Raw genomic sequence first — 21875 nt, forward strand, 5'->3', positions numbered from 1 at the left:
CCCCGCGGCCCGGGGGCCGGCACGCGGGACGGCTTCGGGCACGGGGCGGGTCGGCCGGCGGGAACGGCCGGCGCGGCGGACTACCGCTGCCGACGATAGAAGGGGAGGGCGACGACCGCACACGACTCGCGGGTGCCGCGCACGTCCACCGCGACCCCCGACTCCCCGGCGGGCGCCGGCTCGGCGTGCGCGGCGTCCACGTACGCCATGGCGATCGGCCGACCCAGGGTGGGGGAGGGGGCGCCGGAGGTGACCTCGCCGATGACCTTCCCGTCGGCGTCCACCACCGGATGGCCGGCGCGGGGAACCCGCCGACCGTCGGAGACGAGCCCCACCAGGCGGCGCGGCGGCGCGGCCTCCGCGCGACGCGCGGCGGCCTCCAGCGCGCTCCGGCCGACGAAGTCACCGGGCTTGTCGAAGCGCACCACGCGACCCAGGCCCGCGTCGAAGGGGGTGGTCCCCCGGGTCAGCTCGTGGCCGTACAGCGGCATCCCGGCCTCCAGACGCAGGGTGTCGCGGCAGGACAGGCCGCACGGCACCGGGCCGACGGGCTCCCCGTCGGGGCCGGGGACCCGGGCGTCCATCAGCGCCGCCCACAGCGCGGGGGCGTCCTTCGGGGCGACGAACAGCTCGAAGCCGTCCTCGCCGGTGTAGCCGGTGCGGGCGATCATCGCGGTCACCCCGGCGACGGTGCCGGGGACCCCGGCGTAGTACTTCACGGCGTCGAGTTCGACCCCGGTGAGCCCGGACAGCAGCTCCACCGCGCGCGGCCCCTGCACGGCCAGCAGCGCGTACGCCTCCCGGTCGTCGCGCACCTCGGCGTCGAAACCGGCCGCCCGCTCCCGCAGCGCGTCGAGCACGACCTGCGCGTTGGCGGCGTTGGCCACCACCAGGAAGGTCTCCCCGGCGGTGCGGTAGACGATCAGGTCGTCCAGGATGCCGCCGTCGGCGTCGCAGATCATCGTGTAGCGGGCGCGGCCGGTGGCGACCGCCGAGATGTGGCCGACCAGGGCGTGGTCCAGCAGCTCCCCGGCGGCGGGGCCGGTCACGGTGATCTCGCCCATGTGGGAGAGGTCGAAGAGCCCGACGTGCTCGCGCACCGCCCTGTGCTCCTCGCGCTCGCTGCCGTAGCGCAGCGGCATGTCCCAGCCGGCGAAGTCGGTCATGGCGGCGCCCAGCTCGCGGTGCGTCGCGTCCAGCGGCGTGCGGCGGGGCGTGGCGGACTCGGTCATGGGGTCTCCCGGTGCGGTGGGGAACGGGGGTGGTGGAGAGCGCCGGTCGCGGACACGGCCGTGCGGCACCCCCTCCCCATCTGTCATCTGCACCTGAGAGGTTCGCCGGGCCCGTGCGGCCCCGGCTTGCACCGTGGGTGGGACCGCCCGGTCACCCGGTGCGGTCCGCTTTTCAGATCTGCCTCCCGCGCGCGGTATGTGGGGCCTGAGAGATTCAAGGGAGGACTTGCTCCTTCGGCGCCCCGGTGGAACCGGGAACTCTCCCGCACGCGATCGAACGGCCGGTATGCAGTTGCGCGGTCATCATCGCACGACCCGCGTCGTCCCGGGGGTCGGGGCACGCGGCGCCGTCGGGCCCGGCGCCGGTGCACGGCGGCGGGCCCGACGGCGCGGGGCGGGGCGGCGGGCTCAGGGCTCGCGGATCTCGGCCACCGGGAGGGCGGGGCGCAGGAAGGGCGCGACCTTCGCGGTGCGTTCCGATCCGGCCGCGGCCGGGTTCACCGCCGGGTCGACCACCGCCCCTTCGGCGGGCTCCCCGGCGAGCCCGTCCATCGGGTCCGCCATCGGGTCGGCGCCGGCCTCCAGGAGGTCGATCAGGTTGCCGAGGGCGTTGAGGTCGGGGTTCGGGTCCTCCCCGATCACGGTGCCCTCCTCGGAGGGGAGGGGCTCGATGGGGAAGTCCTCGTCGAGGCCCCCGCCGCCGATGCCCTCGATGCCCTCGATGCCCTCGAGGTCGTCCGGCGAGAGGTCGGGGACCAGACCGGAGAGCAGGGCCGCCACGAAGTCGTCGATCTCCGCCAGCAGGTTCGTCACCAGGTCGTCCACGACGCCCTCGATCACCGGCTCGGCATCCGCCCCCATCTCGATGGTCTCCACCGTTTGGGACGATTCCGTCCCGGAGGTGCCCTCGGGCAGGGCGGCGACCAGATCCATGATCGAGGCCACCAACGAGTCGAGCCGTTCCAGCGTGTCGGTGACGTCGGGGACGGGCAGGATCCGCGGCTCGGCGCCCGGGAACCCGCCCTCCTCCGCGAGGGCGGGCGCCACGGCGGTGAACGCCGCCGGGTGGGCCCCCACCGCCTCCCGGTCGGCGGCGAGCCCCGGGGCGAGAGGGGCGTCGGGAGCGGTGACGGCGGAGGCCGGTCCGGTGGTGCCCAGCAGCAGGGCGCCGGCGGTGCCGGCGGCGAGAGCCGTGGTGAGGATCGGGTGGACGCGGGGTGTGCGCATGGGGGGTCTCCCGGAGGGCCGCGATGTGCGGCGGGTTCGGTGCGGGCGTGGCGGGCGGAGGTGCGGGGCGCCCCGGGGCGCGGCACGAACCGTCGGGTGGTCGTGGTCCCCGGCGTTCCGCGGCGCCCCCCGGGGGCGGTCGGACGTCGGACCGCCCCGGGGGGCGGCGGACGACCTTCCGCACACCGTTCAGCCTTGAACCGACGGATACGTTCCGCAACCGCTCCGTGCCCCTCCGCCGTCGAACGGGTGACCCGGCCCCGCGCGCCGCTCCCCGGCCGGTCTCCGCGCCCACGACGGGCCGCGACTCGTCTAGGGTCTGCGTTCATGACGGGACAGACGGGTCTGCCGACCGCGCCGGGGGCCTCGGGCACCTCCTGGCCGAGCAACGAACTGGAAGAGGTGCTGGCCGCCTCGGTCGGCGTGCCGGACGCGGGGGCACGACTGCTGACGACGATCGCCCGCAGTTCGCTGTGGGTACCGCTCCCCGAGGGCGGCGGACCCGCCAGTCCGCACCTGGACCTCCCCACCCTGGAGATCAACGGCGGCGTCTACGTGCCGGTCTTCAGTTCCGCCGAACAGTTCATGATGGGCGCCGGCTCCCACCTCTCCTTCGCGGTGGCCCCGGCGATCGAGTTCGCCCGGGGTCTCCCGCCGCAGGCCGGCATCGTGATCAACCCCGGCGGCACCGTCGGCGCGCCCCTGCCGCCGGCCGCGGTGGCCGAGCTGTGCCGGGACACCCCCGGCGAGCGGGTGCCGGGCCGGCCCAGCGGGGCCCGGATGCGGCTCTTCGAGCCGGACTGGAAGGAGGAGCCGGTCGACTTCCTCGCGGCGGCGGCCGGCGAGTTGTCCGAGATCCCGGCGGTGCGCACCGCCCGGCGCGGCCTGGCCAGCGCCGAGGGCGGCCCGCCCTCGCTGTGCCTGGGTGTGGAGCTGGAACCGGCGGTGCTCGGCGGACCGCAGGGGCCGGTCCCGCCGGAGATCGCCTCGGCCGTGGGCGACGCGCTGGGGGCCGCGCTGGCCCGGGTGCCGGTGCGCTGGCCGGTGCAGCTGTTGCTCATGGACGCGGCGGACGATCCGCTGGTGCACTGGATGCGGCAGTGCGTGACCCCGTTCTGGTGGCGCGGCGCCTGATCCGCGGCCCGCGCTCCGGCCCACGCGTTCCCGCCCCACCCGTCCCCGGTCCGGTTCGTCCGACCCCGGGCGGGGCGTCCGGTTCGCCCCCGGCGCCGGCCCCGTGCGGCCGGTGCCGGAGAATGCCCCGGTGAACCCCCTGACCCCCGACCTCCAGCACTGGCTCGACCTGGCCGGCATCGCCGTCTTCGCGATCTCCGGGGCGCTGCTGGCGGTGCGCAAGAACTTCGATGTCTTCGGCATGGCGGTCCTCGCCTTCGCCACCGGTCTGGGCGGCGGCCTCTTCCGCGACCTGGTGATCGGCGCGGTGCCCCCGGCGGCCTTCACCGACATGGGGTATTTCCTCACCCCGCTCGTGGTCACGGTGCTGGTGATCTTCCTGCACCCGCAGGTGGAGCGGATCAACCGCGCGGTGCTGGTCTTCGACGCCGCCGGCCTCGGGTTCTTCTGTGTGGTGGGGACCATCAAGGCGCACGAGTACGGCCTGGGCACGGTCGCGGCGGCCTCCCTGGGACTGGCGACCGCCGCCGGTGGGGGAGTGCTGCGGGACGTGCTGGCCAACGAGGTGCCCGCGCTGCTGCGCTGGGACCGGGAGATCTACGCCGTGCCGGCGATCGTCGGCGCCTCCTCGGTGGCGCTGCTGCTGCGGTACGACGCGCTGAACAACGTGACCATGACGGTCTCGGTGCTGGTGCCCTTCGTCCTGCGACTGCTGGCGCTGCGGTACAACTGGCGGGCCCCGCGCGCCTGGCACCGGCGCAGCGCCGCGACCGAGGACGGGACCGGGACGGCCTGAGGGACGCCGGGGGAGGCGTCGGCAGGGGTGACGGAGGGGCGCGCCCCCGCCCTCGACTGAGCTACCGCTTAGTAGCAAGGCCCGGTAGGCTGGCCCCATGGCCGAGACGACCCGAGCGAGCGACCCCGGTACCGGCACCGCCACGCCCGACGCCCACACCGCACCCCTCTCCGAGTTCGACCGGGACACCGCCGTGCGACGGCGCGCCCGGGGCGAGTTCGAGACCGTGATCGCCGACGGCTGGTCCGTCTTCGGAGCCGTCAACGGCGGCTACCTCAAGGCCATGGTCGGCCGCGCGGTCGCCGAGACCCTGCCGCACCCGCACCCGGCCACCGTCACCGCCCACTACCTCACCGCCCCCCGCCCCGGCCCGGCCGTGATCCGGGTGGAGACCGTCCGGGAGGGCCGCACCCTCTCCACCGCCACGGCCTCCCTGACGCAGACCGACCCCGACGGCACCGAGGTCGAACGGCTGCGGGTGCTGGCCACCCACACCGACCTCACCGCCGGCCCCGACGAGGTCCGTACCACCGCCGAGATGCCCGACATCCCGGCGTACGAGGACTGCGTGGGCATGGACCTCGCGCCGCCGGAGTTCCTGCGCGACGCCCCGATCGTGCACCGTCTCGCCGGGCGCCTCGACCCCGACTGCGTCGGCTGGGCCGTGGGCGTGCCCTCCGGGCGCGCCGGCACCCGCGGCTGGTTCGCCTTCGCCGACGGCCGCCCCGTCGATCCCCTGGCCCTCCTGATGGTCGGCGACGCCCTGCCCCCGTCCGTCTTCGACCTCGGACTCTCCGGCTGGGTGCCGACCATCGAGCTGACCACGCACGTCCGCGCCCTGCCGGCGCCCGGCCCGCTGCGGGTGGCCCTCACCACCCGCAACCTCGCCGGCGGCCTGCTGGAGGAGGACGGCGAGGTGTGGGACTCCGCCGGCCGCCTGGTCGCCCAGTCCCGCCAGCTCGCCCGCGCCCCGCGCGGCTGAGCACGGCGCCCGGGGGGCCGACCGGCTCCCGGCCATCGGTGCCGCGCGCCGACACCACGGAGCCCGGCCGCGTCGATCACGCGGCCGGGCCCCCGATTCCCCGATCGGCGTCCCGCCATGGCCCCTCGGGGGCGAGGACCCCGCCCGGGGCCGTCAGTCGGCCTCCGGGTCGGTGCCCGAAGTCATCGCCGGCCCCGGTATCCCGAGGTCGGCGGCCACCTTCTCCACCGGTCGCAGCTCCCCCGGAGGCTCGCTCGCGCCCGGCCCCAACGAACGGCGCCAGTAGGCCACGTCGCGCCACTCACCGTTCTTGAACCCCGCCGCCGTGAAGACGCCCACCGGCTCGAAACCGGTCGCCCGGTGCAGCCCGTCGCTGCCCGGGTTCGGCTGCGCCACGCCCGCGTGAACGGCCCGGTAGCCCTGGGCCTCCAGCATCGTCAGCAGCAACTCGTACAGCCGCCGGCCCAGCCCGGTGCCGCGCGCCCCGGGGCGCAGGTAGATCACCGACTCGACCGTCCGGGCATAGGCGCCGCGCGGACTCCACGGGACGGCGTAACAGGCCGCCACCACCCGTTCGGCGGCATGCCCCGCCGTCGGGTCGTCCCCGGTGGGCTCCACCGCGACCAGCCACGGGTACCACTCGTGTCCCGCGTCCCACAGGGCCCGCCACTCGCCGACCACCTGCGGCTCGGTACGGAAGTTCACGTGCGAGGTGGTGATCCAGTGGTTCACCATCCGGCAGATGTCCGCCAGGTCGGCGGCCCCCGCGAGCCGGATCGCGTGACGCGAAGCACTCATGGGGTCCATTGTCCGGGGTAGGGGCACCCCGACCCCCGGCGGGCCCGCCGCATCGGCGCTAGCCTGGCCGGTGGAAGCTCGCAAATCGGACGAAAGGGCTCCAGATGTATGCCGTGAAGAGCACGCTGCCGGACGAGGCGCTGAAGGTCGTCGGCGAGACGCTCCAGGGCGCCCTGGTGGACCTGGTGGACCTGTCCCTGATCGCCAAGCAGACGCACTGGAACGTCGTCGGGCCCCGGTTCCGCACCGTGCACCTCCAGCTCGACGAGGTCGTGGCCACCGCCCGGACCTACTCCGACACCGTCGCCGAGCGGGCCGCCGCCCTGGGCATCGCCCCCGACGGCCGCGCGGCCACGGTCGCGAAGACGACCGGCATCGCCACCACCCCCGAGGGCTGGCAGAAGGACACCGACGCCGTCGCCCACCTGGTCGACGCCCTGGCCTCGGTGGTCACCCGGATGCGCGAGCGGATGGCCTCCGTCGGCAAGGCCGACCCGGTGACCGAGGACCTGTTCATCCAGATCACCGCCGACCTGGAGAAGCACCACTGGATGTTCCAGGCCGAGGACGGCAGCTGAGGCCGGTCCGCGCGCCGGTACCCGCAGGCGGGACCGGACCGCGAGCGACCGGAACACCGCCGGGTCCCGGTACCGCCCCGCGTGGGTGGCGCCGGGACCCGCGTGCGTGCGGGGCCCGTCGTGGGGTCGTCCCGAGCCCTCGGGCTCAGCCGCCCGGTTCCCGGAACCCGGTCAGCCGGGTCCGGGCGGCCGGCCACAGGCGTTCCCCCTCTTCGGGATCCAGGCGGACGCCGGTGGGCGTGCGCACCACGTTCACCACCCGCATGGGCACACCGCCGACCACCACGCGGTCCCCGACACGGACGGAGACGCGGGTGAGCACCACCGTCTCCATCCACTCCGGAAGTCCCGCCGGCGCTCTCATCGCCACTCCCCGGGGACGGCCCGGTGGGGGCGGGTGACGATCTCCCGGTACGACAGGTGCTCCGGATGCCGCCGCAGGTGGTCGAGTATCCGGGCGATGACGCCTTCCCCGTCTTCGGCGAGGCGGCTGGCACGCGCATCACGACAGGGTCGGATCGGTGCCCGATCGTGGCCGCGGAAGTTCCTTTCGCGGCATACGGGATGGGGAAGTTCGGCCGTGTGGCGCCGGCGCCGATCGACCACGGAACGGCGTTCACGGAAATACGCGGGTGAGACGATTACGGCGACCGGGGAGGAGAGCTGCCCGGTGACCGGGCGGGTCGCGCCGGCGATCGTCTTCACCTCCGGCCCTGTTCATCGTAGAAGCCACGGCGGGCAGCTCCATCTGTCCGGGCACCGCACCGGCATCGGAGACCGCTCGGCCCCCTGATGGGACGCCACGGCCCGGTCGATTCCGCGATCCGCCCCACCGGGCGGGGCTGCCCCGGCGGAGTAGTCTCGTAGGAGAGGCCTTTCGCGGCCCGCGTCCCCCGTGGGCCGCGGTCCGGGAAGGAGATCACGATGGGTACCGCGACACGTTCCCCCTTCGACGCCGATACGTTGCGTCGAGGCGTGGAGGGCGACCCGAAGACCCTCCTGTCGCTCTACGCCGAGGACGCCGAACTGCGCGTCGTGGACCACACCGCGCAACCCAGCCACCCGCGGGTGCTGCACGGTCGTGACGAGATCGCCGCCATGCTCGAGGACGTCTACAGCCGCGACATGACGCACAAGATGGAGGACTGCGTCGTCCAGGGCGATCGCGCGGCCTTCAGCGAGGCCTGCGAGTACCCGGACGGGGTCCGGGTCCTCTCGCAGTCCATGATGAGGTTGCGCGACGGCAGGATCACCGAGCACACCCTGGTCCAGGCGTGGGACGAGTGACCACGCGAGAGCGGGAGAAGGGACACGGCACGTCCCCCGGTCCCCCCCGGGATCACCGGGGGCCGTGCCCATGCGTGTATCCGATGGTCCGACACGTCATCGCCCGCTCCGGAAGAGCCGGACCCGTGTGGAGTTGTGCCGGGTGGAGGGCGGGAGGACGGGGCTCGGAGTGACCCGAATCGCCACCCTTGTCGACGCTCGGGTGAGAGCGGCTGGTGTCCGCAGAGGATGCGGAACATCACCCGTCGTGATCTCGCGCCGGACAGGTCGGCTAACGAGCCTCCCTCTCAAGCAGCCCGGTTTCGGCATTCACTGCGAAAACCAGTCCGGATGCATCGGGTAGAAGCCATAGGATCCGCCATTCCCCCTCAACTTCCGAGAGGATCATCTCTCCCTCGCCCAAGCGGGCTTCAAAGCTCTCTTCGAGTACCGCGTTCCGAGCCTGCTCCTCGGTGATTCGCACAGGTGGGAGAAGCTCTGATTCGGGGTCATCGATGTCAGCGGCGATGAATTGGGCGATGTAACCCTTCGAGTCGACTTGCACATCAAACCTCATCGGCATGAGGATTTCATCTCGATAGCGGCGCCAATTCACCATCCATCCCAGTTGTCCACTTTCGTCCATAGGGTAGACCTCGACATCGCTTTCGCGGAGCGCCCAGGGAAAGTGATCGGATGCGAATTTTTCGGCAATTTTTCGGGCGTCGTTCTCATTTGTGGGCTCCCTTGGGAAACCCTCTACGGCGAAGAAGGAAAGTTCTTTTTCGAATTCCTTCTGCCATGGTCCGATGTACATCTGGAAGCGTCGGGTATCCGGCCACTCCATGGAGAAGTTCGCGCCTTCGGCATTGAAAGTCACCGTATCGGGGGGCCCGCCGACGCCCGGCAGGTGGTGTACCCGACTCATGACCACCCCTTCACCGAAGACGCTCTCGGCTTTTTCCCGGGCCGCTTCCCTCATGTCGTCATCGGCAGCCCATACGCCGGTGGCGTCGGTGAACAGGGGCATCAATGTCAGGCGGCCCACGATCCCGAAACCCGCGACAACCGCGACCAGCGTCAAGCCAATGCGCTTGTCACGGGCGCCGGGCAAACCAATGGCAGTGACGCCGCGTATCCGTAGATATCCGTATGCCAGAAATGCCCCCAGGGCTCCCCCAAGGCTATTGGATACCCAGTCGGTGGTATCACATGCCCGCGCGATGAAAGGAGCCACTCCCTGCGTGATTTCAATGGCGAAGCTCAGGACAGCCGGTCCGGCTGCGGACAGAAGAAAGTTACGAGTGGCCAGCAGGGTAAAAAATCCAACGGGCATGAACATGCCCACATTGAGTACACCCTGCAAGGTCGTGATTGAATGGTGGAACTGCTGGTTCACCGTGCAGACATACTCGTTGTATCCGCTGCCGTTCGGAGCGTAAAGAGTAAGGAAGGCAATGCTTCCCAGGGTGCCGCACCATAATGCTCGACTCCCTTTTCGGGAGTGGGCCCTCCAGTGTGTAATGAGCATTGCCGTGAGTATCACGGTGGCGGCAGCCGATACTGCATGCCAGTTACTCAAGAACGTGGCATTCAGGAGGCCTGAGACTTCCCCGAGCATTTCTTCGAATTCTCCGAGAGGTGGATCTCGTCAAATGAGTTGAAACTGATCGATTATGAGGTGGATGGCGAAGCCCTGGAGCCGTGAAACCAAAAAACTTGACAATGTAACCGGTCAATGCCGGGATCTCGCTGTCCGGGCGGCAGAGCCACCCCGGGTGGGAGCCGGGGAACCCTCCACCTCGGTATCTTCTCCTCAGACCTCGCGGACCATGGCGATGTAGCGGTCCCAGTCCCAGTGCGGGCCCGGGCAGATGCGGGCGATGCCGGGTATCTCGTTGTGGCCGACGATGTGCTCGCGGTCGCGGGGGATGTCGTACCGGTCGCAGATCCCCGCCACCAGCCGTGCCGAGGAGGCGTACATCTCCTCGGTCAGGTACTCCGGTTGGTCCGCCCAGCCCTCGTGCTCGATGCCGATGCTGCGCTCGTTGAACGGCCGGTCACCGGCGTGGAAGGCCACGTCCAACTCCCGTGCCAGCTGCGCCACGTGCCCGTCCTCCGAGCGCAACACGTAGTGCGTCGCGGCCCGATGCGAGGAGTCCTGGAAGACCCGCAGCGTGATCGGGTAGGTGGCCTCCGGCATGTGGATCACCACCCGGTCGATGGGGTAGTCGCGCGGCCGGTTGGCCCGCCGGTAGTTGCCGCTCGCGGCGGGGATCCACTCCGCGCCCGGGTGGTCCACCTCGCCCTCCACGCGCGGCTCGGTGGCGCCCGAGTGCCGCCACCACAGGCGGGCCAGCTCCTCGCGGTTGGCGTAGGCCGTGCCCGCGCCGAGCGCCAGGGCGGCGCCGCCGATCAGCAGCCCGCGCCGGCTCGGCCCGGACGGCGTGTGGTGTCCGCCGCCCGCCCGGCCGTCCCCCGGGCCGCCCTCGGCGGGCGGCCGGCCCGCCGGTCCGCCGTGCGGGTGCCGCGTGGGGTCGTCCCCGGTCCAGTTCATGTCTCCTCCGGCTGGAAGAACGCCATCGGCAGCCGGACGGTTCCGTTCCGGAACGTAGAATCGGGATCACCATGCCGTATCTCGACCACGCCGCCACCACCCCCATGCTGCCCGAGGCCATCGCCGCGATGACCGAACAGTTGGGGCTGGTGGGCAACGCGTCCGCGCTGCACGCCGCCGGGCGGCGGGCCCGGCGCACGGTCGAGGAGGGGCGCGAACGCATCGCCGCCGCCCTCGGCGCCCGCCCCGGCGAGGTGGTGTTCACCTCCGGCGGTACCGAGGCCGACAACCTGGCCGTCAAGGGCCTGTACTGGGCCCGGCGCGACGCCGACCCGCGCCGGGTCCGGGTGCTGGCCTGCCCCGTCGAGCACCACGCCGTGCTGGACCCGGTGCACTGGCTCGCCGACCACGAGGGCGCCGTCGTGGAGTGGCTGCCCGTGGACACCGTGGGCCGGGTGCACCCCGACGCGCTGCGCGAGGCGATCGAGCGCGATCCGGACGATGTGGCGTTGGTCACCGTCATGTGGGCGAACAACGAGATCGGCACCGTCCAGCCGGTCGCCGAGCTGGCCGCCGTCGCCGCGCGGCACGGCATCCCGCTGCACTCCGACGCGGTGCAGGCGTTCGGCCAGATTCCCGTCGACTTCGCCGCCTCCGGGGTCGCCGCGCTCACCGTCTCCGGTCACAAGGTCGGCGGGCCGCCCGGTATCGGGGCCCTGCTGCTGGGCCGCGACTGGACGCCCACCCCCGTGCTGCACGGCGGCGGCCAGGAACGGGACGTGCGCTCCGGCACCCTCGACGTGCCCGCCGTGGCCGGGTTCGCGGCCGCCGCCGATCTCGCGGCGGCCCGCCGCGAGGAGTTCGCCCGCGACATCGGCACCCTGCGGGACGAGCTGATCGACGCCGTGCGGACCGCCGTGCCCGACGCGGTGCTCAACGGGGACCCGGACCCCGCCGGGCGGCTGCCGGCCAACGCCAATTTCGCCTTCCCCGGCTGCGAGGGCGACTCCCTGCTGCTCCTGCTGGACGCCGCCGGCATCGAGTGCTCCACCGGCTCGGCCTGCACCGCCGGCATCGCCCAGCCCAGCCACGTCGTGCTGGCCACCGGTGCCGACCCGGACCTTGCCCGGGGCACCCTGCGCTTCTCGCTCGGCCACACCTCCGTCCGGGAGGACGTGAAGGCGCTCGCCGAGGTCATCGGCCCGGCCGTCGAGCGGGCCCGGGGCGCCGGTCTGTCCTGACCGTCCCGGCGGCACCCCTCCCGTCGGCGGGGGTGCCGGCGCCGGGCCCGTACCCTGGGGGACGTGATGACCCCCGCCCCCCGTCTGCGCGTGCTCGCCGCCATGTCCGGCGGCGTGGACTCCGCCGTCGCCGCCGCCCGGGCCGCCGAGGCCGGGCACGACGTCACCGGTGTCCACCTCGCGCTCTCCGCGAACCCCCAGTCCTTCCGCACCGGCGCGCGGGGCTGCTGCACGATCGAGGACTCCCGCGACGCCCGCCGGGCCGCCGACGTCATCGGCATCCCCTTCTACATCTGGGACATGGCCGAGCGGTTCCGGGCCGAGGTGGTGGACGACTTCGTCGCCGAGTACCGCGCGGGCCGCACCCCCAACCCCTGTCTGCGCTGCAACGAGAAGATCAAGTTCGCCGCGCTGCTGGACAAGGCCCTCGCCCTCGGGTTCGACGCGGTGTGCACCGGGCACTACGCCACGATCGTCACCGGCCCCGACGGCCGCCGCGAGCTGCACCGCGCCTCCGACCAGGCCAAGGACCAGTCCTACGTGCTGGGGGTGCTGGACGAGCGGCAGCTCGGGCACGCCCTGTTCCCGCTCGGGGACACCCTCACCACCAAGGACGAGATCCGTGCCGAGGCCGAGCGGCGCGGCCTGGCCGTGGCCGCCAAGCCGGACAGCCACGACATCTGCTTCATCGCCGACGGCGACACCCGGGGCTTCCTCGCGAACCGCCTGGGCACCGCCGAGGGCGACATCCTCGACGAGGACGGCAACCGGGTGGGCTCCCACGACGGCGCCACCGGCTTCACCATCGGCCAGCGCAAGGGCCTGCGGATCGGCCGCCCGGCGCCCGACGGCCGCCCCCGGTACGTGCTGGACATCTCCCCGGTGAACAACACCGTCACCGTCGGCCCGGCGGAGGCCCTGGAGATCGCGGAGCTGACCGCGATCCGCCCGCGCTGGTGCGGCACCCCGCCGACCGGGCCGGGCGCCTACACCGCCCAGCTGCGGGCGCACGGCGAGGAGGTGCCGGTCACCGCCGAGGCGGAGGGCGACGAGCTGCGGGTGCGGTTCGAGCGGCCGGTGCGCGGTGTGGCGCCGGGCCAGGCCGTCGTGCTGTACGACGGCACCCGGGTCGTCGGTTCGGGCACCATCGCCGCCACCACCCGGGCCCGGGCCGGCGCCACCGGCTGACCCGTCGATCGGGCGCCGGCGGGACGCGCGTTCACCCCTCGTCGGGCAGCGGCAGGCGGGCGTTGGCGAGCACGCCGATCGCCTCGCGGGCGGCGGTCACGCGCCCCGGGTCGATGTCGGTGACCAGCAGGCCCGGCTCGGCGCCCAGGCGGGCGTGCACGGCGCCGAACGGGTCCACGACCGTGCTGTGCCCCACCCCGGTGGGCGCCCGGCCCGCCTCCTCGCCCACCGAGGTGGGGTCGGCCTGGTCGCACGCGGCCACCCAGCAGCCGCTGTCCAGGGCCCGGGCGCGGGCCAGCACCTCCCACTGCTCCACCTTGCCCGCCCCCGCCCCCCAGGAGGCGGGGACCACGATCAGCTCGGCGCCGTCCCCGGCCAGCTTCCGGAACAGTTCGGGGAAGCGGATGTCGTAGCAGGTGGCGAAGCCGATCCGCAGGCCGTCCACCTCCACCGTCACGGTGCGGTCCCCGGGCGCCACCCGGTCGGACTCCCGGAAGCCGAAGGCGTCGTAGAGGTGCACCTTGTCGTACCGGGCGTCCACGCCGGCGCCGGTGATCAACAGGGTGTTGCGCACCCGGCCGTCGGGGGAGGGGGTGAACATCCCCGCCACGATCAGCAGTCCCGTGCGCTCGGCGACCTTCCGCACCCCGTCGGCCCAGGGGCCGTCCACCGGCTCGGCGATCGGTTCGAGGGGGACGCCGAAGCGCACCATGGCCGCCTCGGGCAGCACCAGCAGGCGGGCCCCGGCCCCGGCGGCCTCCTCGGCCCGTTCGGTGAGCAGGGCGAGGTTCCCGGCGGGGTCGGTGCCGGACAGCGTCTGGGCGAGCGCGACGCGCATGGTGCTCCCGGAGGGGGTCGGCGGAACGGCGGGGCGCGGGATCGCGGCCTCCCCCCGATTATCCCCGCCCCGCCGACACCACCGGGGTTCCGATCCGGCGGGTCGTCGTCGGCCGCTTCCGGACGGTCCGTCCTCGACGAAACCGAATCCGCCCCGGAGACACGGCAGTTGTGATCAACTGGGGGCGTGGAAGCCATCTGGACCAGTGTCGTGGCGGTCTCCGGAACGCTCCTCGGCGTGATGATCACCCACCATTTCCAGCGGCGTGCCGCCGTGCGCGGCGAGGAGTTCACGCGCTCCGAGGCGCTGCGGCGGGAGCGCATCGACTGCTACAGCGCCTTCGCGGGGGCGGTGGAGGAGTACCGGCGGGGTCAGGCGGACCGGTGGTACAGCAGGCGGCGCGACCCCGAGGGCCCGGAGTACACCGCCGCCCGGGACCGGGCCCACCACCTGCGCACCGCCGCCCGGCAGGCGCTCTACCGGGTCAAGCTGCTCACCGTCGACACCGAGGTCGTCCTCGCCGCCGACCGGGCCTACGTCAACACCCGGGAGATCTCCACCGCCGTGGAGGAGGACGAGCACCGGCGGCGCGACCAGGAGGCCCGCGAGGCGATAGAGGCGTTCGTCACCCGCGCCTCCCCCCTGGTCCGTTGAGGCCCCCGGCCGGGCCGGGGGCCGGTGGGGCGGAGCCGCCGAGCGGTGTGCGGGCGGTGTACGACACCGTCGCAGAGGAGTACGACGCCCTGCTCGCCGACCAGTTGGCGGGGCAGCCCCTGGACCGCGCCGTGCTCGCCGCGTTCTCCGACCTCGTGCGGGAGGCCGAGGCGGGGCCGGTCGCCGACCTCGGTTGCGGGACCGGCCGGGTCACCGCCCACCTGCGCGACCTCGGGGTGGAGGTCTTCGGCGTGGACCTGTCGCCGGGCATGGTCGGCGTCGCCCGCCGCCGCTACCCGGATCTCCGCTTCGAGGTGGGGTCGATGGCCGACACCGGACTCCCGGACGCCTCCCTCGGCGGGATCCTCGCCTGGTACGCGACCGTCCACACCCCACCGGCGGATCTGCCCGCCGTCTTCGCGGAGTTCCGTCGGCTCCTCGCCCCCGGCGGTCGGGTGCTGCTCGGCTTCAAGGTCTCGGGGGAGCCCGGCGGGGAGGTGCGGCGGTTGGAGCGGGCCCACGGCCACGCGGTCCGCCTGGACGTGCGGTGGACGCACCCCGACCGGATGGCCGCCCTCGTGGCGCGGGCCGGGCTGCCCGAGGAGGCGCGGTGGATCCGTGAACCCGACGCGACCGACGGCCCCCGGGCGGGCCGCCAGGGCTTCCTGCTCGCCCGGCGCCCCGGCCGGGGGGACCCGCCGATGACGTGACGCTCCCGGGACGGGCCCCTCCGAACGGGTGGGCGGACGGCAACCCCCGGAGGGCGGTGCCGGGGGCACCGGTCCGGTGCGACACCATGACGGCATGGCAACCCACGTGATCACCGGCGCCGGATCGGGCATCGGCGCCACCCTGACCGAACGGCTCGCGGAGCGCGGCGACGAACTGTGGCTCTGGGCCCGGGACACCGCCCGGGCCGACGAACTGCGCGAGCGCTTCCCCGGCGCCCGCACCATCGCCTGCGACCTCGCGCACCCCGACCGCATGGAGCGGGCCCTCGCCGACCAGGAGCTGCCCGGGCGCGTCGACGGTCTGATCCACAGCGCCGGAGCGGTGGACCTGAGGCCGATCGCCGAGCTGCGGGTCTCCAGTTGGCGGGCCGCCTTGGACGTCAACCTCACCTCGCCCGCCGAGATCACCCGACTCCTGTTGCCCGCCGTGCGCCGCGCCGCCGGTCACGTGGTGTTCGTCAACTCCGGGGCCGGGCTGCGGGCCAACCCCCACTGGGCCGCGTACGCCGCGAGCAAGCACGGCCTCAAGGCGCTCGCCGACGCGCTGCGCGCCGAGGAGCGCGAGCACGGTGTGCGGGTGACCTCCGTGTACCCCGGCCGCACCGCCACCCCCATGCAGGAACGGGTGCACCGGCTGGAGGGGCGGGAGTACGACGCGGAGGAGTGGATGCCGCCGAGCGCCGTGGCCGAGACGATCCTGATGGCCCTGGACCTGCCGCGCCCGGCCGAGGTGGTGGACCTGAGCGTGCGCCCCGGCCCCTGACCGCCCCCGGCGAACGCCCGGGCCCCGACCCGCCGGGATGCCCCGCGGCGTCGGCACACCCCGCCGACCTCATAGGATTTCGGCTCGTGAACGCCGCCGCGCCCGGACCGGGCACCACCAGCGACACCGCCGAGGGGGACACCGGGATGTTCGACGCCCGGCCCTGGGGCCCGGCCGCCGCCACCGGCATCGGTTCGATGCCCGGCACGGACGTCCGGGAGACCGCCCGGATGGTGCTGGAGACGCTTCCCGCGCTGCCGTTCCTCCCCGAACTGCCCGCCCGGGGCCCCGGCGCCGACATGATCGGCCGCACCATCGGCCTGCTGCCCGACCTGCACGCCCGGGTGGAGCCCAGCGGGTGGCGCGTCGCCGACCGGCCGGGCCGCGACTCGCGTCGCGCCCGGGACCGGCTCTCGGAGGACCTGGACACCCTGGAGGAGTTCACGCAGGGGTGGTCCGGGGCGCTCAAGGTCTCCCTCGTGGGTCCCTGGACGCTGGCGGCGGCCCTGGAGCGGCGCAACGGCGAGGCGATGGTGGGCGACCACGGCGCACGTCGCGACCTGGTCGCCGCGCTGGCCGAGACGGCCGGCGACATCGTGGCCACCGTGCGCCGGCGCGTGCCGGGCGCGAAGCCGGTGCTGCAACTCGACGAGCCCTCCCTGGTGGCGGTGTTGCGCGGCCGGGTGCCCACCGCCAGCGGCTACCGCACGCACCGGGCGGTGGACCGGCAGGAGGTCGAGGAGGGACTGCGCCGGGTGATCGACGCCGCCGGGGTGCCGGTCGTCGCGCACAGTTGCGCGCCGGAGGTGCCCTTCGCCCTGCTGCGCCGGGCCGGTGCGCACGGCGTCTCCTTCGACCTCTCGCTGCTCACCGAAGGCGAGTACGACGCCGTGGCGGAGAGCGTCGAGGCCGGCACCACCCTCTTCGTCGGTGTCCTGCCCGGCGACGGCGCGGACCCCGCGGTGTTGTCGGACCCCGGCGCTACCGTCATGGGGGTCAGGTCGTTGTGGCGTGGTCCGGGGCTGTCACCTGCGCTCCTTCCGGAGTCCGTGGTGGTCACCCCGGCGTGCGGACTGGCGGGCGCCTCCCCGGCGTACGCCCGGGCCGCGCTCGCCCACTGCGTCCGGGCCGCCCGATCCCTTGCCGACAACCCCGAGTGACGGGAGAGCCGACCGTGACCGGCGCCGAAGACCGAGTGGACACCCCGCCGACCCCCGGGAGCGGGGGGGAGCACGCCGGGGCGGGGGCGTCCCCCGACGCCGCCGGCTCCTCCCTCGACGCGGCCGCCGCCGGCGCGGCCACGCCCCCGGAGGCGCGTGAGCGGCACGCCCGCCTCGCCGAGCAGGTGGAGGAGCACCGCTTCCGCTACTACGTGGAGACCCCGGTCATCAGCGACGCCGCCTTCGACGCGCTGATGACCGAGCTGAAGGAGTTGGAGGAGGCCCACCCGGAGCTGCGCACCCCCGACTCCCCGACCCAGCGGGTGGCGGGCAGTTACGAGACCGAGTTCACCTCCGTCGAGCACCGCGAGCGGATGCTGTCGCTGGACAACGCCTTCGACGACGAGGAGCTGTCGGCCTGGGCGGACCGGGTGGCCGAGGAGCTGCGGGGCATCCGGTACCACTACCTGTGCGAGCTGAAGGTGGACGGCCTGGCGGTCAACCTCACCTACGAGCACGGGCGGTTGACCCGCGCCGCGACCCGGGGCGACGGGTACACCGGGGAGGACATCACCCCCAACGTCCGCACCATCGACGAGATCCCGCTGCGTCTGGAGGGCGAGCGGATCCCGGATCTGGTGGAGATCCGCGGCGAGGTCTTCTTCTCCATGGAGCGATTCCAGGAGTTGAACGCCCGGTTGGTGGAGGCGGGCGAGAAGCCCTTCGCCAACCCGCGCAACGCGGCGGCCGGTTCGCTGCGCCAGAAGGACCCCCGGGTCACCGCCGGCCGGCCCCTGCAGATGGTCGTGCACGGCATCGGCGCCCGCGAGGGCTTCGACATCGACCGGCTCTCGCAGGCCTACGACCTGTTGAAGGAGTGGGGCCTGCCGACCGCCCGGGCCGCCCGGGTGGTGGAGACCCCCCGGGAGGTCCGCGAGTTCATCGCGTACTACGGCGAGCACCGGCACGCCGTGGAGCACGAGATCGACGGCGTCGTCGTCAAGGTGGACGAGATCCCGCTCCAGGGCCGCATGGGCAGCACCTCGCGGGCCCCGCGCTGGGCGATCGCCTGGAAGTACCCGCCGGAGGAGGTCAACACCCGCCTGGTGGACATCCGGGTCGGGGTGGGCCGCACCGGTCGGGTCACCCCGTACGCGGTGGTCGAGCCGGTGACGGTGGCCGGTTCGGAGGTGGAGTTCGCGACCCTGCACAACCAGGACGTGGTCAGGGCCAAGGGCGTGCTGATCGGCGACATGGTGGCGCTGCGCAAGGCCGGTGACGTCATCCCCGAGATCCTGGGGCCGGTCGCCGACCTGCGCGACGGCAGCGAGCGGGAGTTCGTCATGCCCGCCGAGTGCCCCGAGTGCGGCACCCCGCTGCGCCCGATGAAGGAGGGGGACGTGGACCTGCGCTGTCCCAACGCCCGCTCCTGCCCGGCCCAGTTGCGCGAGCGGTTGTTCTACCTCGCGGGACGCAAGTGCCTGGACATCGACCACTTCGGGTACGTCGCCGCCACCGCCCTGACCCAGCCGCTGGAGCCGGCCGAGCCCCCGCTGCGCGACGAGGGCGGCCTGTTCGACCTGCGACTGGAGGAGCTGCTGCCGATCCGCACCCACGTGCTGGACATGGACAGCGGCCTGCCCAAGCGGGACCCGGAGACCGGCGAGCCGAAGGTGGTCAGCTTCTTCGCCAACAAGGAGGGTGAGCCGAAGAAGAACACCCTGGGAATGCTGGAGGCCATCGACAAGGCCCGGAACAGCCCGCTGGACCGGATCCTCACCGGCCTGTCCATCCGGCACGTCGGTCCGGTCGCGGCCCGCGAACTGGCCCGCGAGTTCCGCTCGATCGACCGGATCGCGGAGGCGAGCGAGGAGGAGTTGGCCGCCGTGGAGGGGGTCGGGCCGACGGTGGCCGCCTCGGTGAAGGAGTGGTTCGCCGAGGACTGGCACCGGGAGATCGTCGAGAGGTGGCGGGCCGCCGGCGTGCGGATGGCCGAGGAGGGCGGGGAGGAGACCGGCCCCCGCCCGTTGGAGGGCGTCACCGTCGTGGTCACCGGCACCCTGTCGCGGTGGACCCGGGACGGAGCCAAGGAGGCGCTCCAGGGGCTCGGGGCGAAGGTGACCGGCTCGGTGTCGAAGAAGACCGGCTTCGTGGTGGTGGGGGAGAACCCCGGCTCGAAGTACGACAAGGCCCTGCAGGCCAAGGTGCCGGTGCTGGACGAGGACGGCTTCGCGGTGCTGCTGGAGCGGGGGCCGGACGCCGCCCGCGAGGTGGCGACCATCGGGGCGCCGGAGGCGGAGCCGGCGCCGGAGGACGCGGGCGTCGACGCGGGGTAACCCGTCCCCCCTCCCCACCCCCCGGCCGGGGTGGGGAGGGGGTCGCCCCGTGCCCACGGGGTCGCGGCCGGTCGTAGCCGGGGGCGGCACCGGGTGCTCGCGCGCCCCGTGGGGCGCGACCCCCACCCGGGGCGGGATCGCCGTGGGGAACGCGGGGGCCCCGGCGACGTGTGCTTCCCCCGGTCCCCTGCGAGCGGGGCCCCTCCCGGTGGCGACGCGGCGGGGCCTCTCGTGTCCCGAACCGGTTCGTTCCGCGGCGGATCCGGACGCGGCGTCACCCTTTGGCCCTCCGCCGGTTCCGGAACCCGTGGACCGCCGGCGCCTCGACGGCCACGGCTTCCCGGCCGTCACGCACCCCGTCCCGGCAGCCGCAACGCCTCTTCCGGCGGGGGCGGGCCCCTTCGGGACCCGAAGGCGGGAGCGAGCGGTCCTCCGGGTGGCCCGTGGTACGGGGCGCCCGGTTCCCACCCCGTTCCGGGCCCGGCTCCCGCCCGTTCACCGGGGTGCCCTCCTCGTGCGGCGCGACTCCCGTCCAACTCGCTCTCCCACGCCATGAGTTCACCTTCCGGAGGGGGAGGGGCGGCCGGTCCGGGTGCCTGGTTTCGGGTGTCGAATTCCGGAGAAGTGTCTCCGGAATATTTCCGGAAAATTTCCAGTCCCGAGCACCCGTCAATGATCATGTAACGGGGAGTGGGAGATGTTTCGGATCCGGGCTTCCGTGGTCTCGGCCCTCTGAACAGCAAAGATCTGACGATCGCTGGGATTTCTGCGACCCGAAGTCCTCGAAATGTTTCCGTGAACTGTTGACAACTATCGGAGGCGACCCAACACTAACGCCATCGATGACGCCCCACGGTCATCGAACCGGAACACTCCCGTGCTCCGGTCGACCGGTCGTCACCCCTGCGACGACCGGGCCATCCCCCCACTGTCGTGGTGCGACGTCGACGCGCGGTGCCCGCTTCCCCGGGCACCGACGCGCCGTCGATCCGCGCCACGTCGCCTGGGCTTCCCCACCGGCCTTCACAAGGAGGAAGCACGCACATGAACGGCAATCCCACCCGTCCGAGGCGCGGCCTCGGCGGTCGCCTCGGGCGGTCGATCATCCGAAGGAACGGGCGCATCCGCCTGCTCATCGCCGGCGTCTGCGCCGCGCTGGTGGCCACGGTGATGCTCCCGATGGGCTCCGCCCACGCCAACCCCATCAACTCGAACCAGACCGGCACCCACGGCGGGTACTTCTACTCGTTCTGGACCGACGGCGGCGGATCGGTCTCCATGACCATGGGGTCCGGCGGCAACTACAGCACCTCCTGGAGCAACACCGGCAACTTCGTGCTCGGCAAGGGCTGGCGCACCGGCAGCCGGATGAGCGTGAACTACTCGGGTACCTTCAACCCCTCCGGCAACGCCTACCTCGCCCTCTACGGCTGGGCGCGCAACCCGCTGGTGGAGTACTACATCGTCGACAACTGGGGCACCTACCGGCCCACCGGCACCTTCAAGGGCACGGTGACCAGTGACGGCGGCACCTACGACATCTACGAGACCACCCGGTACAACTCCCCCTCGATCGACGGCACCCAGACCTTCCAGCAGTACTGGAGCGTCCGTCAGACCCGCCGCACCGGCGGCACCATCACCACCGGCAACCACTTCGACGCGTGGGCCCGGCACGGGATGCGCCTCGGGAACCACGACTACATGATCATGGCGACCGAGGGCTACCAGAGCAGCGGCAACTCCAACATCACCGTCGGGGGCACCTCCGGCGGCGGCACCGGGGGCAACACCGGTGGGAACACGGGCGGCAACACCGGCGGCGGGAACAACGGTTGCACCGCCACCCTCTCCGCCGGTGAACGGTGGGACGACCGGTACAACCTCAACGTCTCGGTCTCCGGCTCCAGCAACTGGACGGTGACGATGAACGTGCCACAACCCGCCACCATCATCTCCACCTGGAACGTCAGCGCGAACTGGCCCAGTTCCCAGGTGATGGTGGCGAGGCCCAACGGGAACGGCAACAACTTCGGGGTCACGATCAGACACAACGGAAACCACACCTGGCCCACGGTTTCCTGTAGTACCGGCTGATCCGGGACCCCGCACCACCCGCACCATCGCACCATCCGCACCACCGGTATCGGTGACACCTCTCGCACCGGTACCACCCGTGGCGCGGCGGCCCCGGCCGCCGCGCCACACCCCTGCGGAGCGCCGTTCCGGGGCGCTCACGAAAGAGTGGTCGTCGCGGCGGGGAAACCGCGACACCGCTTCGGGAAGCACCGACCGCCGACCTCCCGCCCCGTCCCCCTCACGGGGGTAGTGGGAGTGCGGAGTTCTCCGCGCGCCCCCCGGACGGCCCCGCTCGCCGGACGGTCGGTCGACGGT

At 73.1% G+C, this 21875-nt stretch carries 22 protein-coding genes and 1 riboswitch; of the genes, 14 read left to right on the top strand and 8 right to left on the bottom strand.

Annotated elements, in window-relative coordinates; all coding sequences use genetic code 11:
- Positions 1-80 precede the first annotated feature (80 nt).
- Positions 81-1232 carry a glycine cleavage system aminomethyltransferase GcvT gene (gcvT, locus tag FOE67_RS01800; protein WP_182659964.1) on the bottom strand — a complete coding sequence of 384 codons (1152 nt, stop codon included), beginning with the start codon at positions 1230-1232 and terminating at the stop codon, positions 81-83.
- Positions 1233-1414: 182 nt separating this feature from the next.
- Positions 1415-1508, bottom strand: a riboswitch (glycine riboswitch).
- Positions 1509-1640: 132 nt separating this feature from the next.
- Complete coding sequence (locus FOE67_RS01805) at positions 1641-2459, bottom strand: hypothetical protein (RefSeq protein ID WP_182659965.1); 819 nt, start codon at positions 2457-2459, stop codon at positions 1641-1643.
- Positions 2460-2786: 327 nt separating this feature from the next.
- Between FOE67_RS01805 and FOE67_RS01810 the strand changes: the two genes are divergently transcribed.
- The 3 genes from FOE67_RS01810 to FOE67_RS01820 all read left to right on the top strand — a co-directional run bounded on the left by FOE67_RS01810 (position 2787) and on the right by FOE67_RS01820 (position 5371).
- Positions 2787-3593, top strand: a complete 807-nt coding sequence (locus tag FOE67_RS01810) for an enhanced serine sensitivity protein SseB (RefSeq protein ID WP_182659966.1) — start codon at positions 2787-2789, stop codon at positions 3591-3593.
- A 130-nt stretch (positions 3594-3723) separates the two neighbouring features.
- A complete protein-coding gene (locus FOE67_RS01815; RefSeq protein WP_182659967.1) occupies positions 3724-4389 on the top strand; it encodes a trimeric intracellular cation channel family protein in 666 nt (221 codons plus the stop codon).
- Between the two features lie 97 nt (positions 4390-4486).
- Positions 4487-5371 carry a thioesterase family protein gene (locus FOE67_RS01820; protein ID WP_182659968.1) on the top strand — a complete coding sequence of 295 codons (885 nt, stop codon included), beginning with the start codon at positions 4487-4489 and terminating at the stop codon, positions 5369-5371.
- Positions 5372-5524: 153 nt separating this feature from the next.
- Here the strand turns inward: FOE67_RS01820 and FOE67_RS01825 are convergent, their stop codons facing one another.
- Positions 5525-6169, bottom strand: coding sequence for a GNAT family N-acetyltransferase (locus FOE67_RS01825; protein ID WP_182659969.1), 645 nt, complete (start codon positions 6167-6169; stop codon positions 5525-5527).
- 104 nt (positions 6170-6273) lie between these two features.
- On the opposite strand from FOE67_RS01825, the gene FOE67_RS01830 reads away from it, so the two are divergent.
- Entirely contained in the window at positions 6274-6747 is a 474-nt protein-coding gene (locus FOE67_RS01830; RefSeq protein WP_182659970.1) for a Dps family protein, read from the top strand.
- Between the two features lie 145 nt (positions 6748-6892).
- Here the strand turns inward: FOE67_RS01830 and FOE67_RS01835 are convergent, their stop codons facing one another.
- Complete coding sequence (locus tag FOE67_RS01835; RefSeq protein ID WP_182659971.1) at positions 6893-7111, bottom strand: hypothetical protein; 219 nt, start codon at positions 7109-7111, stop codon at positions 6893-6895.
- Positions 7108-7209, bottom strand: coding sequence for a DUF7848 domain-containing protein (locus tag FOE67_RS30725; protein WP_438874171.1), 102 nt, complete (start codon positions 7207-7209; stop codon positions 7108-7110). Before FOE67_RS30725 ends, FOE67_RS01835 begins: the two co-directional genes overlap by 4 nt.
- Between FOE67_RS30725 and FOE67_RS01840 the strand changes: the two genes are divergently transcribed.
- The gene (locus FOE67_RS01840; RefSeq protein ID WP_182659972.1) at positions 7177-7383 is read left to right on the top strand and encodes a hypothetical protein; all 207 of its coding nucleotides are present in this window, start codon (positions 7177-7179) and stop codon (positions 7381-7383) included. The genes FOE67_RS30725 and FOE67_RS01840 overlap by 33 nt on opposite strands.
- Before the next feature lie 288 nt (positions 7384-7671).
- A complete protein-coding gene (locus tag FOE67_RS01845) occupies positions 7672-8034 on the top strand; it encodes a nuclear transport factor 2 family protein (protein ID WP_182659973.1) in 363 nt (120 codons plus the stop codon).
- A gap of 271 nt (positions 8035-8305) precedes the next feature.
- Here the strand turns inward: FOE67_RS01845 and FOE67_RS01850 are convergent, their stop codons facing one another.
- Together FOE67_RS01850 and FOE67_RS01855 are read right to left on the bottom strand one after the other, a co-directional pair.
- A complete protein-coding gene (locus FOE67_RS01850; RefSeq protein WP_182659974.1) occupies positions 8306-9412 on the bottom strand; it encodes a VanZ family protein in 1107 nt (368 codons plus the stop codon).
- A gap of 417 nt (positions 9413-9829) precedes the next feature.
- On the bottom strand, positions 9830-10570 hold the full coding sequence (locus tag FOE67_RS01855; RefSeq protein ID WP_182659975.1) for an N-acetylmuramoyl-L-alanine amidase: 741 nt from the start codon (positions 10568-10570) through the stop codon (positions 9830-9832).
- 71 nt (positions 10571-10641) lie between these two features.
- Here FOE67_RS01855 and FOE67_RS01860 point away from each other — a divergent pair, with 71 nt between their 5' ends.
- Both FOE67_RS01860 and mnmA read left to right on the top strand, forming a co-directional pair.
- Positions 10642-11811 (top strand): cysteine desulfurase family protein, encoded by a 1170-nt coding sequence (locus tag FOE67_RS01860; RefSeq protein WP_182659976.1) that lies wholly within the window; start codon positions 10642-10644, stop codon positions 11809-11811.
- A gap of 66 nt (positions 11812-11877) precedes the next feature.
- Entirely contained in the window at positions 11878-12999 is a 1122-nt protein-coding gene (gene mnmA, locus FOE67_RS01865) for a tRNA 2-thiouridine(34) synthase MnmA (RefSeq protein WP_182659981.1), read from the top strand.
- A gap of 31 nt (positions 13000-13030) precedes the next feature.
- On the opposite strand, the gene FOE67_RS01870 is transcribed toward mnmA, so the two are convergent.
- Positions 13031-13837 (bottom strand): carbon-nitrogen hydrolase family protein, encoded by an 807-nt coding sequence (locus FOE67_RS01870; protein WP_182659977.1) that lies wholly within the window; start codon positions 13835-13837, stop codon positions 13031-13033.
- A gap of 186 nt (positions 13838-14023) precedes the next feature.
- Between FOE67_RS01870 and kilB the strand changes: the two genes are divergently transcribed.
- The 6 genes from kilB (at position 14024) to xynA (ending at position 21578) form a co-directional block, all read left to right on the top strand.
- Positions 14024-14491 carry a plasmid transfer protein KilB gene (kilB, locus tag FOE67_RS01875; RefSeq protein ID WP_182659978.1) on the top strand — a complete coding sequence of 156 codons (468 nt, stop codon included), beginning with the start codon at positions 14024-14026 and terminating at the stop codon, positions 14489-14491.
- 47 nt (positions 14492-14538) lie between these two features.
- Positions 14539-15201, top strand: a complete 663-nt coding sequence (locus tag FOE67_RS01880; RefSeq protein WP_323384039.1) for a class I SAM-dependent DNA methyltransferase — start codon at positions 14539-14541, stop codon at positions 15199-15201.
- 94 nt (positions 15202-15295) lie between these two features.
- Positions 15296-15985, top strand: coding sequence for an SDR family oxidoreductase (locus FOE67_RS01885; RefSeq protein WP_182659980.1), 690 nt, complete (start codon positions 15296-15298; stop codon positions 15983-15985).
- 146 nt (positions 15986-16131) lie between these two features.
- Positions 16132-17145, top strand: coding sequence for a methionine synthase (locus tag FOE67_RS01890; RefSeq protein WP_182659982.1), 1014 nt, complete (start codon positions 16132-16134; stop codon positions 17143-17145).
- Between the two features lie 14 nt (positions 17146-17159).
- Entirely contained in the window at positions 17160-19481 is a 2322-nt protein-coding gene (gene ligA, locus FOE67_RS01895; RefSeq protein ID WP_323384037.1) for an NAD-dependent DNA ligase LigA, read from the top strand.
- Positions 19482-20525: 1044 nt separating this feature from the next.
- Positions 20526-21578: an endo-1,4-beta-xylanase XynA gene (gene xynA, locus FOE67_RS01900; protein ID WP_228473459.1), complete on the top strand. Its 1053-nt coding sequence runs from the start codon at positions 20526-20528 to the stop codon at positions 21576-21578.
- The last annotated feature ends 297 nt before the right edge of the window (positions 21579-21875 follow it).

Source organism: Streptomyces calidiresistens (genome assembly GCF_014141525.1).
Lineage (GTDB): Bacteria > Actinomycetota > Actinomycetes > Streptomycetales > Streptomycetaceae > Streptomyces > Streptomyces calidiresistens.

Excerpts from the sequence above, each read along its gene's own strand:
- FOE67_RS01810 (WP_182659966.1), top strand. The coding sequence starts at position 2,787 with ATGACGGGACAGACGGGTCTGCCGACCGCGCCGGGGGCCTCGGGCACC.
- FOE67_RS01885 (WP_182659980.1), top strand. The coding sequence starts at position 15,296 with ATGGCAACCCACGTGATCACCGGCGCCGGATCGGGCATCGGCGCCACC.
- FOE67_RS01845 (WP_182659973.1), top strand. The coding sequence starts at position 7,672 with ATGGGTACCGCGACACGTTCCCCCTTCGACGCCGATACGTTGCGTCGA.
- FOE67_RS01840 (WP_182659972.1), top strand. The coding sequence starts at position 7,177 with ATGCCGCCGCAGGTGGTCGAGTATCCGGGCGATGACGCCTTCCCCGTC.
- mnmA (WP_182659981.1), top strand. The coding sequence starts at position 11,878 with ATGACCCCCGCCCCCCGTCTGCGCGTGCTCGCCGCCATGTCCGGCGGC.
- FOE67_RS01890 (WP_182659982.1), top strand. The coding sequence starts at position 16,132 with ATGTTCGACGCCCGGCCCTGGGGCCCGGCCGCCGCCACCGGCATCGGT.
- FOE67_RS01835 (WP_182659971.1), bottom strand. The coding sequence starts at position 7,111 with ATGAGAGCGCCGGCGGGACTTCCGGAGTGGATGGAGACGGTGGTGCTC.
- FOE67_RS01830 (WP_182659970.1), top strand. The coding sequence starts at position 6,274 with ATGTATGCCGTGAAGAGCACGCTGCCGGACGAGGCGCTGAAGGTCGTC.
- gcvT (WP_182659964.1), bottom strand. The coding sequence starts at position 1,232 with ATGACCGAGTCCGCCACGCCCCGCCGCACGCCGCTGGACGCGACGCAC.
- xynA (WP_228473459.1), top strand. The coding sequence starts at position 20,526 with ATGAACGGCAATCCCACCCGTCCGAGGCGCGGCCTCGGCGGTCGCCTC.
- FOE67_RS01805 (WP_182659965.1), bottom strand. The coding sequence starts at position 2,459 with ATGCGCACACCCCGCGTCCACCCGATCCTCACCACGGCTCTCGCCGCC.
- FOE67_RS01860 (WP_182659976.1), top strand. The coding sequence starts at position 10,642 with ATGCCGTATCTCGACCACGCCGCCACCACCCCCATGCTGCCCGAGGCC.
- FOE67_RS01870 (WP_182659977.1), bottom strand. The coding sequence starts at position 13,837 with ATGCGCGTCGCGCTCGCCCAGACGCTGTCCGGCACCGACCCCGCCGGG.
- FOE67_RS01820 (WP_182659968.1), top strand. The coding sequence starts at position 4,487 with ATGGCCGAGACGACCCGAGCGAGCGACCCCGGTACCGGCACCGCCACG.
- FOE67_RS01825 (WP_182659969.1), bottom strand. The coding sequence starts at position 6,169 with ATGAGTGCTTCGCGTCACGCGATCCGGCTCGCGGGGGCCGCCGACCTG.
- FOE67_RS01855 (WP_182659975.1), bottom strand. The coding sequence starts at position 10,570 with ATGAACTGGACCGGGGACGACCCCACGCGGCACCCGCACGGCGGACCG.